The following is a 12,174-nucleotide window of genomic DNA, read 5'->3' on the forward strand; positions in this document are numbered from 1 at the left end:
AGCAGCTTCAACCGCGCTGCGCGGCCTGCTCGTCGCGCTGGCGCTGCACTTCGCGGCTCTTGTTGACAAGCGAAGCGATGATCACACCGACGGCGACAACGGCGATCAGGATGGTGCAGGCGGCGTTGATTTCCGGCGTCACGCCGAGGCGAACTTGGCTGTAGATCTTCATCGGCAGTGTCGTGGCGCCGGGACCCGAGGTGAAGCTGGCAATAACCAGGTCGTCGAGCGAGAGCGTGAAGGCCAGCATCCAGCCGGAGACGATCGCCGGCATGATGACCGGCAGCGTGATCTGGAAGAAGGTCCTTACCGGCGGTGCACCGAGGTCCATCGCGGCTTCTTCCAGTGACCGATCGAAGGTGATCAGGCGCGACTGCACCACCACCGCGACGAAGCACATGGTCAGCGTGGTGTGGGCAAGCGTCACCGTCAGAAAGCCGCGGTCGAGGCCGACGGCGACGAAGAGCAGCAGCAGCGACAGGCCGGTGATGACTTCGGGCATGACCAGCGGCGCAAACACCATGCCCGAAAACAGAAGCCGGCCGCGAAAGCGCGTGTAGCGTGTCAAGGTGAGCGCCGCCAGCGTGCCGAGCACGGTCGCCACGGTTGCCGAGATGACGCCGACCCGGGCCGTCACCCAGGTGGCGTCCATCAGACCCCGGTTGTGGAACAGCGAGACGTACCATTTCGTCGAGAAGCCGCCCCAGACGGTGACCAGCTTCGACTCGTTGAAAGAGAACACGACGAGCAGGACGATCGGCAGGTAGAGAAAGGCAAAGCCGAGCACGATCGAAATGACGTTGAAGCGGCTCCAGGTGGCGTTCATTGGTCCTGCTCCTGAGCACGCGCCTGGGCCCGCTGGAAAATCATGATCGGCACGATCAGCAGCAGCAGCAGGATGACAGCAACGGCGGACGACACCGGCCAGTCACGGTTGGCGAAGAACTCGTTCCACAGCGTCCTGCCGATCATCAGCGTCTGCGAGCCGCCGAGCAGGTCGGGAATGACGAACTCACCGACGGCGGGAATGAACACCAGGAGGCAGCCGGCGATGACGCCGGGCAGCGACAGCGGAAAGGTGATCTTCCAGAAGGCGCTGGTCGGCGGGCACCCGAGATCCTTCGCCGCCTCGATCAGCGTATGGTCCATCTTCTCCAACGACGAATAGAGCGGCAGCACCATGAACGGCAGATAGGAGTAGACGATACCGATGAAGATAGCCGTATAGGTGTTGAGGATGATCAGCGGCTGGCTGATGATGCCGCTGGCGAGCAGCAGCTGGTTGAGCAGGCCTTCGGGCTTGAGGATGCCGATCCAGGCATAGACACGGATCAGGAACGAGGTCCAGAACGGCAGGATCACCAGCATCAGCAAGGTCGGGCGGATCGTCGCCGGAGCGCGCGCCATGCCATAGGCAATGGGATAGCCGACAAGCAATGTCAGGACCGTCGAGATGGCGGCAACGACGACGCTCGTCACATAGGCGTTGAAGTAGAGCGCATCCTTCGTCAGCCACGTGTAGTTGTCGAAATTGAGCGCGCCAACCCCCGAGATGAACCCCGAAATGCCGCCGCGGAAATCGAGCACCGGAGTATAGGGCGGCATGGCGATCGCCGTCTGCGATAGCGAAATCTTGAAGACGATGATGAAGGGGACAAGAAAGAAGAACAGCAGCCAGAGATAGGGGACGATAATGACGAGACGGCCGACGAAAGCCGCGCTCAGCCTGGCCGGGGCGGATTTACCGGCAGCATTTGCCGGAGAGCTTGTTGCGGCAGTGACAGCGGACATGATCAATCCCTACCGTGTCAGCACGACGCCGGCGTCAGGGCGGAAGGAAATCCAGGCGCGGTCGTTCCAGCTCAGCGGATCCTCGGTGAGGCGTGCCGCGTTCATGGTGCTTGCCCGCACCACCTGACCATCGTCCAGCCTGACGTGATAGACGGTCATGTCACCGAGATAGGCGATATCGTAGACCTCGCCCTCGATGGCATTGACGGCACCGGCGGGTTTCGTCGAGGACACCTTGATCTTCTCCGGTCTGATGGCGAAGGTGACGGATGTCCCGGCGGCGGCACTGCCGGCGTTTTCGGTTCGGATGGTGATGCCGTTGCCGGCATCGATGCTTGCGCTGCCGGCCTCGCCAGCCGCGATCCTCCCGTCGAACATATTCACGTTGCCGACGAAGCCGGCGACGAAGCGCGAGCCCGGCGCTTCGTAGACCTCGGCCGGTGTCGCCACCTGCATCACTTCGCCCTTGTCGATGATGGCGATGCGGTCGGCCATCGTCATCGCCTCTTCCTGGTCATGGGTGACGACGACGAAGGTGAGGCCGAGATTCTGCTGCAGGTCCATCAGCTCAAACTGGGTTTCCTCGCGCAGCTTCTTGTCCAGCGCGCCAAGCGGCTCGTCGAGCAGCAAGACTTTCGGGCGCTTTGCCACCGAGCGCGCGAGCGCGACGCGCTGGCGCTGGCCGCCCGACAATTGGTGCGGCTTGCGCTTGGCGAACTGCTCGAGCTTGACCAGCTTCAGCATCTCGGCGACGCGCTTTTCGATATCGGCCTTGACCATACCTTCCTGCTTGAGGCCGAACGCGATGTTGTTCTCGACCGTCATATGCGGAAACAAGGCGTAGGACTGGAACATCATGTTGACGGGCCGCCGGTAGGGCGGAATGCCGCGCAGATCCTGGCCATCGAGCAGGATGCGGCCGGCGGTCGGCTCCTCGAAGCCGGCAAGCATCCTGAGCAGCGTCGACTTCCCGCAGCCTGAGGCTCCAAGCAAGGCAAAGAATTCGCGTTCGAAGATGGTCAGCGACAGGTTGTTGACCGCCGTGAACTCACCGAATTTCTTGGTGACGTTGTCGAACTGGATGTATGGCTTGGCGTTCGGATCGTTCCATGGCGCGAAATCCCTGCGGATGCTGCCAAGCGATTTCATGTCCCACTCCGTCCTGCTGCTTGCCCCATGAGAAAGCAGGCCCGGCAGCCGGCTGCCGGGGCCTGGTCAGATTGTTATTGGCCAGTGACGATCTTGGTCCAGGTGCGGGTGATGATGCGCTGGGTCTTGGGATCGTAAGGCGAGACGGTGTAGAGCTTCTGCAAGGTGGCGGCGTCTGGATAGATCGCCGGATCTTCCAGGATCGCCTTGTCGATGAACTGCTGCGAAGCCTTGTTGCCGTTGGCGTAGAGCACATAGTTCGACGATTTGGCGATCACTTCGGGCTTCATCATGTAGTTCAGGAACTCATGCGCTTCGGCGACATGCTGCGCGTCGGCCGGGATCGCCATCTGGTCGAACCACATCTGCGCACCTTCCTTCGGCACGGAGTAGCCGATCTCGACGCCCTGCTTGGCTTCGTCGGCGCGGTTGCGGGCCTGGAAGACGTCACCCGACCAGCCGACCGCCAGGCAGATGTCACCATTGGCAAGAGCGTTGATATATTCGGACGAGTGGAACTTGCGGATATAGGGCCGGACCTTCAGCAATGTTTCTTCGGCCTTGGCGATCTCATCGGGCGATGTGCTGTTCGGGTCGAGGCCCAGATATTTCAATGCCGCCGGTATGATGTCGGCCGGCGAGTCCAGCACATAGACGCCGCAGTCCTTCAATTTGGCCAGGCTTTCGGGATTGAAGAACACGTCCCAGCTGTCGATCTTGTCGGTGCCGAGCGCTGCCTGCACCTTCTTGATGTTGTAGCCGATGCCGACAGTACCCCACATGTAGTTGATCGAATATTCGTTGCCGGGATCATATTTGGCGGTCCGTTCCATGACCGTGTCCCACATATTGGAAATGTTCGGCAGTTTCGACTTGTCGAGCTTCTGGAACACACCCGCCTGGATCTGGCGTGCAAGGAAATTGCCGCTCGGCACGACGACATCGTAGCCGCTGCCGCCGGCGAGCAGCTTCGTTTCCAGGATCTCGTTGGAATCGAAAGTGTCGTAGACGACCTTGATGCCGGTTTCCTTGGTGAAGTCGTCGATGATCGAACTGTCGATATAGTCCGACCAGTTGAACACGTTGACGACGCGATCCTCGGCATGCGCGCCTAAGGTGAAAACTGCCAGAAACGCCGAAGTCGCCGAAAGCCAGAGCGCTTTGCGGGTCATGCTATTCTCCTTTGATGAGTGTTCCGTCGCCAGCTCGTCGCGGCGCTCGCGCGGCTGGGCATTTGCTTCAGGGTATTGGGCTTGCAGGCAGGCGACAAGCGGGAATTGCCGGCGCCATTATGGTTCGGCGACGAGGCGACAGCGAAGACTTGGCGTGGCGTTGCTGGTGTTCCGGCGCCGTCGGAAGCTTTCGCTACGGCGCGGGCAGGGAGACGACGATGTTGTCCGGCCTCGATGCGGCCGGCATGGAGACTTGGCAAGATACGCCTGTCTTGTTGTTGCCGTGATCGCAGCCTGCCCGCGCGGCCGCGACATTGTCAATGGTTCATCTCGCTTTGTCGCGTGCGCTGCATCAATTAGGCGACGGCACACCGGTGACGCCCGCTCGCGCGGGCCGCGTCTGACGCTTGAATTCGAGCCCGATATGGACGAGCAGTGCGGTGACGACGACCGCACCGCCGACGATGGTGCGCGCCGACGGCACCTCGGAATGGATGAGCCAGACCCAGATCGGGCCAAGGATCGGTTCGAACGTGCCGAGCAGCGCCGCGACGGCGGCCGGAACAAGCCGGGCGCCGGTGGCGAAGAAGGCGAGGCCGAGTCCCAGATTGATCACGCCAAAGACAAAGAGAAAGCCCATATCGTGGCTCGAGACGTCGAGGGCCGACCCTTGCGATGCCGCAAAGGCGGCCGCCAGCATCGTGCCGAGGCAAGTCGCCGGGGTCATGCGCACATGGGCAAAGCGGCGCGTGATGACGGTGGCGACCGAGAACATGACGGCGATGAGCAGCGCCAGCCCGTCGCCGATCGGCGATACCGCGCCATCGAGCGATTCCGACACCATGATGGCGACGCCGGCAATGACGGCGGCAATCGCCAACCAGGTCGCCACCGCCACGCGTTCGCGAAACAGCGCCCAGGCAAACAGCGCAGCCAGAAGCGGCACGCCGGCCTGCATCAACAGGATGTTGGCGACGGTGGTATAGGCAAGCGCGACGACGAAAGAGGTCGACGCCGTGGCGAAGCAGAACGCCACCGCAAGGCCGGCCAGGCCCATGCCACGAAACAGCTTCAGCGTGCCACGCCAGCCGTCGCGCCAGACCATGAAGCAGAGCAGGAAGGCAGCGGCCCAGACCGAGCGCCAGAACACCACCGTCCAGCTGTCAGTGTTGTCGATGAAGCGCGCAATTGTGCCGCCAAAACTCCACATCAGCGCCGACAGGAATACCAGCAGGAAACCGACGCGTTCCCCTTGCGGCGACACGATCGGCGAAGCGGCAACCGGAGATGATGCGGTATCGGTCATGGGTGCGACTGTCGGCGAATTCGGAGCAGCACGACGTGCAATGGACGACAGAGACGTGCCTCATTCGCGTAACGCAAAGCAGAAGGCCGGGCGTGATCCAGTTCAATGTTCCGTTTGGCGCACTGATGAGGGCGCCTCGCCCTCGCCCGGCGATGATCCGAGGCGACCTGTCGACGATCGCTTTACGACGTGCCCCTGTTGCCGCGGATAAAGCGCCAGAGACCGGCCAGGGGAACCAGCAGGAGCAGGCCAAACTTTTTCAGCGCGATCAGCGCCACGACCAGAAAACCTGCTTTCGCCGCCAGCTTTCCGGCAATCAGGCCACCGACGCCAATCGCCGCAACCGTATCGACGCCCGGCACGAAATCGGCGTATGTCTTGCCGGTATTGAAGTCCGCGAGGCCAAGCACTTCATCCAGGCTTTGCCTTATCTCCGGCAATTGTTCCACCGTCGCGATATAGCTCATCACGAAGACGCCCTCCCTGCCAAGGAAACGGACGTCGTAGTTGAGCGTATGGGCGGCATCGTTCCCAAATTGCAGCTCCTTGGCCCAGTGAAGGCGCTTGTGGGCCGCGTCATAAACCGGCGGCGACGCCCAGCCGATCAGCGTAATGGGCGCGTAGCCGTCCTTTACCCTCTGATCGTTGCCGGACAGAGTGTCTGACTGCATGTTGCGCAGCAGTTCATTGTAATCGATGGACGCGGCGTCACTGTCGTCGACGTAACCAATCTTTTCCCAGCGCAGCTCTATCCCCCAATTGTTATCGGCAATGGGATCATGGGAGACTGGAAAGATCATGCCGAGGGCATCGGAACCAGAGTCGGGCGGATTGCCCCAGGCTTCGGTGAGGACGGTGAGCGTGTCCTTCTTGTCCAGAAAATAGAACTTGTCCTTGAGATCGAGATGGATGCCTTCGGCAAGATTTATCGCGCCGGTCTTCGGATCGATCTTGTCCAGGAACGCCTTGCCGGCATCATTATACTGTTGATAGGACTTGAAGAAATCCGAGGACTTTTCAGCCAATGCGGGATCGGCCACCGAAAACGCGAGCGCCAAGCCAAGCCAAAAAACTGTCCTGCCCATAATTGATCCCCGACCGTTGCGCAGTTCTTTTTTTTGATACCGTACTGTCAATGTTGAATCAATATTCGGCTGAATCAATATTTTGGCAATATTTTGGCCGGCACAACCAGCTTACTGGTTGCCGCCGCAGGAACAGATGAGGTTCTTCGGTCGAAGATTCAGCCGCAATATTGCTGGAGCCGAATCACTGAAAATCGAATGCGGACAGCCCCGTCACCATCTCATCGAGGCCGAGCGGGCGTGTAACGGGTGGCTCGGCGCGGGCGAGGCAGCCGATGCGCTCGCACAGCCGGCAGGCAGGGCCGACCGGCGTCGCCGTCGCCGTGGCGCTCTGTCCGGTCTTGCCGATGGCGGCTGGCCTCGGCAACGCCGCTCCATAGACGACCTCGTCGCTAAAACCGATGTCGCAGCCGAGCAGCAGCGCGGTGCGGCGCGGCCGCTCGGCAAACGAGCCCTGCGGCCCCTCGAGCGTGCGGGCAATGCAGAGAAACGCTGCGCCGTCGGGCATTTCCACCGCCTCGACCAGGATCTGGCCGGGCTGGGCGAAGGCGGCATGGACCGGCAGCCTCGGACAGCCGCCGCCGAAGCGGCTTTGCGGAAAGCCGTGGCTGCCCGCCTTGCGGAAGCGATTGCCGGCACTGTCGACCTCGAGCATGAAGAACGGCACACCTGACGCACCCGGACGCTGCAGCGTGGCCAGCCGGTTCGCCGCCTGCTCGAAGGAAACGCCGAAGCGCGACCGCAACATGTCTATGTCGTAGCGGGTGCGGACCGCAGCGGCGTGAAAAGGCTGATAGGGCATCATCAGCGCGTGCGCGGCATAGCGGCCGAGCTCGAAACGCGCCAGCCGGCGGGCTTCGTCCGTGGTCAGCTTCAGCGCCTGGATCTCGGCGGCGACAGCGACGCTCATCCGGATCAGACAGGCCTCCATAGCCACCTCGCGCAGCTGATCGAATGGCGACAGGCGCTCGGACAGGAACAGGCGTTGCGAGTGACGGTCATAGCGACGGCGCCAGTTGGGCATGGTGGCGACCGGCAGTACCTTGACGACGATGCCGAATTCACGCCGCAGCCAAGCCTTCAACGCACTGAACAGATCGTCGCCGGGATCGAGCACCGACGTGAATGCCTCGGCTTCCTCTTCGAGCGCGGCAAAATGATTCGGCCGGCGTTCGAAAATCTCATGCACCTCGTCGATCGGCAGCCGGGCACCGGAGAGTGCGGTGGCCTTGCCCTCACGCGCGAGCAGCTCGTTGAGATCCGATAATCGCTTGGCCTGCTCGCGATAGGCGCGAAACAGCTTTATCACAGCGGCGGAAGCGTTGGGCGCCGCCTCGGCAAGCTCGATGAGTTCCTGGTCGCCCGGCAGTTCGCCGGCCAGCAACGGGTCTGAAAACACTTCCTTCAAATCGGCGACCGATCCCCGCGCCTCGCCTTGCAGTTCGTGCGGGTCGATCTTGTAGACGGATGCCAGCCTCAGGATCAGTTGCACCGTCAGCGGCCGCTGGTTGCGCTCGATGAGATTGAGATAGGACGGCGAGATGCCGAGCCCTTCGGCCATCGCCGTCTGGGTTAGCCCCTTGGCGTTGCGGATGCGACGAATGCGCGGCCCGGCGAAGATTTTATGGTCGGCCAATCGACTGCCCTTGACAGAAATTTACATCCGCCGATGGCATGGCGGCCTTTACAATCATGACAGATTTACAGCTCTCATTAGTCAAACACAACACAGGTTTTCCCTTATTTTCTGGCCGGTCTGGAGGTTTACCTCGCTTGCGTCGTGCCGGCGTGTAAATGATGTCACACATGGCGCACACATTTTTCCCTCTGCGACGCCATCCGAAAACCGGCATCAAACCCGCCTGGAGTGACAAATGACCGACTTTTACAACCTTGTCCCGTCGGCACCGCAAGGCCGCTTTGATGGCATCGAACGGCCCTATTCGCCGGAGGAGGTGAAGCGGCTGCGCGGCTCGGTGCAGATCCGGCAGAGCCTCGCCGAAATGGGGGCAAACCGGCTGTGGCAGCTCATCCATGAAGAGGATTTCGTCAACGCGCTGGGTGCCATGTCGGGCAACCAGGCGATGCAGCAGGTGCGGGCCGGGCTGAAGGCGATCTATCTGTCGGGATGGCAGGTCGCCGCAGATGCCAACACCGCTTCCGCCATGTACCCGGACCAGTCGCTCTATCCCGCCAATGCGGCGCCCGAACTGGTCAAGCGCATCAACCGCACCCTGCAGCGCGCCGACCAGATCGAGACTTGCGAAGACAAGGGGCTATCGGTCGACACCTGGTTCGCGCCGATCGTCGCCGATGCGGAAGCCGGCTTCGGCGGGCCGCTCAATGCCTTCGAGATCATGAAGGCATTCATCGAGGCGGGTGCGGCCGGCGTCCATTACGAGGACCAGCTGGCTTCGGAGAAGAAATGCGGCCATCTCGGCGGCAAGGTGCTGATCCCAACCGCCGCACACATCCGCAATCTCAACGCGGCGCGCCTTGCCGCCGACGTCATGGGCACGCCGACACTGGTCGTGGCGCGCACCGACGCGGAAGCGGCAAAGCTCCTGACCTCCGACATCGACGAACGCGACCGGCCCTTCGTCGATTATGGCGCCGGCCGTACGGCGGAGGGCTTCTACCATGTCAGCAACGGCATCGAGCCCTGCATCGCCCGTGCCGTCGCCTATGCGCCCTATGCGGACCTGATCTGGTGCGAGACCTCCAGGCCCGATCTGGGGCAGGCCAGGACGTTTGCCGAGGGCGTGCGCAAGCATCATCCAGGCAAGCTGCTTGCCTATAATTGCTCGCCGTCTTTCAACTGGAAGAAGAATCTCGATGACGCGACGATTGCGAAGTTCCAGAAGGAACTCGGCGCCATGGGTTACAAGTTCCAGTTCATTACGCTGGCCGGTTTCCACCAGCTCAATTTCGGCATGTTCGAGCTCGCCCGCGGCTACAAGGAGCGGCAGATGGCAGCCTATTCGGAACTGCAGGAGGCGGAATTCGCCGCGGAAGCCTATGGCTACACCGCCACCAAGCACCAGCGCGAGGTCGGCACCGGCTATTTCGACGCCGTCTCGATGGCGATCACCGGTGGCCAGTCTTCGACCACGGCCATGCATGGATCGACCGAGCACGCCCAATTCAGGCCGGCGGCGGAATAGCAGACAAACAGAGGAACGCCCAAACGGCATGGCAACACAACAGGCATGGCAACACAGGGAGAAGACCAATGGCATCGATAAGCCGCGTCAAGGAACGGGCCGAAGAGCAGGCCACCAGCATGAATGTCGACCAGCAGGCGACCATCCGAATGTTGGCGAACGATCTGCACAGGCTCAATCAGTCGGTAATGAAGGCGGTCGAGGCCGGCGTCTCGGTCGAACTGGTGCGCTCGGCACGGCACCATGGCGGCGACGGCAACTGGGGCGACCTGCTGATCCCGGTCATCGTCACGCAACGGAGCCACGACTGATGAATTCTACCGCACCGCGCCTTTTGTGAGCGCATGTTATCGCACCCCGCACGCCGCGGCTCTGCCTAGTCCGGCAGAGCCCCTAGTGCAACGATTTCAATGACAAGATCAGGCTGCGCAAGTGCTGCAACGCCGATACCTTCCGAGGGCGGCGGGTTGTTGTAGCTGCAGTGCTTCGGGCAGTGCTCGGCAAAGAATTCGTCCAGGACGTCCAGGCGAAAATTGGGAGAGCTCAGAACGCCGCCATCGGGAAATGGCCCCTTAACAAAGAAGGTCAGTCTGATGAGATGGTCGAGCGCAGTACCAAGCTCTTCCAGGTCTGATTTGATGTTGGTGAGAATTTCGCGCCACTGCGCGGCCGCACCGCCGACGGCGCCGCCGCCGCTTTTGCCGATCGGATCGTAGTCCTCGACGGTCGCGGTGTTTCCGGAAAGGTAGACAAACCCCTTTGCGCCGGTAACGACCGTACCCTTTCCCCACGGCATCAACCGGCCATTTTTGAATTTCTTGTGAGTCACGAGTTCCATTGTCATCTCCCGTCGATCAAAGAGACGTGCTTAGCCAACGAGGAAGGGTAGTCCGCCGAGACGATACGACAAGCTCGCGACAGACCTGCCTCGCCTTCATCCCAACCTTTCGTCAACCCGGCTACGGCTGCGAGTTGGTGCGTTCGCGCTGCAAAGCTAAAGTTCACTGGAGTCTGCCCCGTTGTGGTGGCAACTTCTCCTCCGGGCGGCGGCAAAGAAAGCACTTAATTTTAATTTTAATGTTTCTTGCGATATTCTCCTGATATGCCATTTGAGCTTGACATGAGCAGTGATCTCACGCCAATTAACTCTCGAGTTTCAACCCTGCATTGAAATGTTGAACAACGGCCTGCCCCGCCATGTGCCCAGCGAATCGCGATATCGAGCCTGCAAAACAGCCGCCTTTCGCTAGCCGAGACTTGGAGACAGGGATGCTCCCGGATTTCTCGCGGGTGCTGGTGGTCGGAAAATCACCGATCAACCGCGTCGTGGTTTCAAAAATCGTGGAGCGGTCCGGCCTCAAACCGATCTCGGAAACTCCCGAAACCGCGGCAAAGGCCTTGCACGCGCTGATACCCGGGACTGTCGTTCTCGACGGCGGCGCGGAGAACGGGGACTGCGACGCCTTGCTGTCGGGTATCGATGCACTGCGAAGGGCGTCAGGCAGATCGCTTCCGTCGGTGATCCTGCTTTCAGTCAAGACCGGCACTCCGGAGAGCCTGGGCCTGTCGAGCGTCGTCGATGCGGTGGTCGTCAAGCCGATCACCACCGAACGGCTGCAGCCGGTGATTGACCGGCTGGTCGGGGTCGGCCGCAACTGACCTCTACGGCGACGCGCCGACCGCAGACCTGGATCAATCAATCTCGCCGATACGCTCGATCAGGCCTGGCAGTTCACCGAGATTGGCTATCTGGCGAAAGCGCGGTGCTGAGACCGGCGGCTCGACATGCTCCAGCACCCAGGTCAGTTCATGCGGCACGTGGATGCCCCAACTGCCGGCTTCGATGGCCGGCACGACGTCCGATTTGAGCGAGTTGCCGACCATCATGCCCTTTTCCGGGCCATCGCCGTGGCGGCTGAAGATGCGGCTATAGGTGGCAGCGCTTTTGTCGCTGACGATTTCGACCGCATGGAACAGCTCTCCCAGTCCGGATTGCGCCAGCTTGCGTTCCTGGTCGAACAGGTCGCCCTTGGTGATCAGCACCAGGCGGTAGGCGCCGGCCAGCTTTTCCACGGTCTCGCGCGCATGCGGAAGCGGCTCGATCGGATGGCTGAGCATCTCGCGGCCCGCGTCGAGAATTTCGGCTATGGTTGAGGCCGGCACCTGGCCCTCGGTGACCTCGATAGCCGTCTCGATCATCGACAGCGTAAATCCCTTGATGCCGAAGCCGTAGACCGCGAGGTTGCGCTTCTCGGCCTCTAACAACCTTGCTGAAATCCGGTCCTCCTCGGCGTGATCGGCGAGCAGTGCGGCAAAGCGCTTCTCGGTCATGCGGAAGAACTGTTCATTCTGCCACAGCGTGTCATCGGCGTCGAAGCCGATCGTCGTCAGTTTGCGGCTGTGTTGCATGTGGCCCATTAATTGCAGCGTTGCGGGAGGCCGACCCTAGACCAGGAAGCTTTCATCCGGAAGTCGTTGTGTTTCCCCGATTATCGAGGCGCACGCCC

At 61.4% G+C, this 12,174-nt stretch carries 12 protein-coding genes; 3 read left to right on the forward strand and 9 right to left on the reverse strand.

Translation table 11 applies throughout. The features are described from left to right. Nucleotides 1-7: 7 nt before the first annotated feature. From NKH80_RS25085 to NKH80_RS25115, 7 genes are all read right to left on the reverse strand, one after another. On the reverse strand, nucleotides 8-826 hold the full coding sequence (locus NKH80_RS25085; RefSeq protein ID WP_254819294.1) for an ABC transporter permease: 819 nt from the start codon (nucleotides 824-826) through the stop codon (nucleotides 8-10). Further along, nucleotides 823-1,797, reverse strand: coding sequence for an ABC transporter permease subunit (locus NKH80_RS25090; RefSeq protein WP_502900995.1), 975 nt, complete (start codon nucleotides 1,795-1,797; stop codon nucleotides 823-825). Before NKH80_RS25090 ends, NKH80_RS25085 begins: the two co-directional genes overlap by 4 nt. Nucleotides 1,798-1,800: 3 nt before the next feature. After that, on the reverse strand, nucleotides 1,801-2,940 hold the full coding sequence (locus NKH80_RS25095) for an ABC transporter ATP-binding protein (protein ID WP_352508667.1): 1,140 nt from the start codon (nucleotides 2,938-2,940) through the stop codon (nucleotides 1,801-1,803). 74 nt (nucleotides 2,941-3,014) lie between these two features. Next, nucleotides 3,015-4,112 carry a polyamine ABC transporter substrate-binding protein gene (locus tag NKH80_RS25100; RefSeq protein WP_254819291.1) on the reverse strand — a complete coding sequence of 366 codons (1,098 nt, stop codon included), beginning with the start codon at nucleotides 4,110-4,112 and terminating at the stop codon, nucleotides 3,015-3,017. A gap of 352 nt (nucleotides 4,113-4,464) precedes the next feature. After that, a complete protein-coding gene (locus tag NKH80_RS25105) occupies nucleotides 4,465-5,418 on the reverse strand; it encodes a DMT family transporter (protein WP_352879767.1) in 954 nt (317 codons plus the stop codon). A gap of 182 nt (nucleotides 5,419-5,600) precedes the next feature. Next, nucleotides 5,601-6,581 carry a DUF2167 domain-containing protein gene (locus tag NKH80_RS25110; protein ID WP_352994266.1) on the reverse strand — a complete coding sequence of 327 codons (981 nt, stop codon included), beginning with the start codon at nucleotides 6,579-6,581 and terminating at the stop codon, nucleotides 5,601-5,603. A 106-nt stretch (nucleotides 6,582-6,687) separates the two neighbouring features. Next, the gene (locus tag NKH80_RS25115) at nucleotides 6,688-8,139 is read right to left on the reverse strand and encodes a helix-turn-helix domain-containing protein (RefSeq protein ID WP_352879773.1); all 1,452 of its coding nucleotides are present in this window, start codon (nucleotides 8,137-8,139) and stop codon (nucleotides 6,688-6,690) included. A gap of 238 nt (nucleotides 8,140-8,377) precedes the next feature. On the opposite strand from NKH80_RS25115, the gene aceA reads away from it, so the two are divergent. Together aceA and NKH80_RS25125 are read left to right on the forward strand one after the other, a co-directional pair. After that, nucleotides 8,378-9,667 carry an isocitrate lyase gene (gene aceA, locus NKH80_RS25120; protein ID WP_352879775.1) on the forward strand — a complete coding sequence of 430 codons (1,290 nt, stop codon included), beginning with the start codon at nucleotides 8,378-8,380 and terminating at the stop codon, nucleotides 9,665-9,667. A gap of 68 nt (nucleotides 9,668-9,735) precedes the next feature. Next, a complete protein-coding gene (locus NKH80_RS25125; RefSeq protein WP_023719402.1) occupies nucleotides 9,736-9,978 on the forward strand; it encodes an SMc00767 family acetate metabolism repressor in 243 nt (80 codons plus the stop codon). A 65-nt stretch (nucleotides 9,979-10,043) separates the two neighbouring features. Here the strand turns inward: NKH80_RS25125 and NKH80_RS25130 are convergent, their stop codons facing one another. Beyond that, nucleotides 10,044-10,505, reverse strand: coding sequence for a RidA family protein (locus NKH80_RS25130; RefSeq protein ID WP_352994272.1), 462 nt, complete (start codon nucleotides 10,503-10,505; stop codon nucleotides 10,044-10,046). A gap of 431 nt (nucleotides 10,506-10,936) precedes the next feature. Here NKH80_RS25130 and NKH80_RS25135 point away from each other — a divergent pair, with 431 nt between their 5' ends. After that, the gene (locus tag NKH80_RS25135; protein ID WP_352822408.1) at nucleotides 10,937-11,326 is read left to right on the forward strand and encodes an ANTAR domain-containing protein; all 390 of its coding nucleotides are present in this window, start codon (nucleotides 10,937-10,939) and stop codon (nucleotides 11,324-11,326) included. 33 nt (nucleotides 11,327-11,359) lie between these two features. Here the strand turns inward: NKH80_RS25135 and NKH80_RS25140 are convergent, their stop codons facing one another. Continuing rightward, entirely contained in the window at nucleotides 11,360-12,076 is a 717-nt protein-coding gene (locus tag NKH80_RS25140) for an HAD family hydrolase (RefSeq protein ID WP_352879779.1), read from the reverse strand. Nucleotides 12,077-12,174 lie beyond the last annotated feature (98 nt).

The sequence above is a fragment of the Mesorhizobium sp. M0904 genome, from assembly GCF_040319475.1.
In the GTDB taxonomy this organism is placed as follows: Bacteria; Pseudomonadota; Alphaproteobacteria; order Rhizobiales; family Rhizobiaceae; genus Mesorhizobium.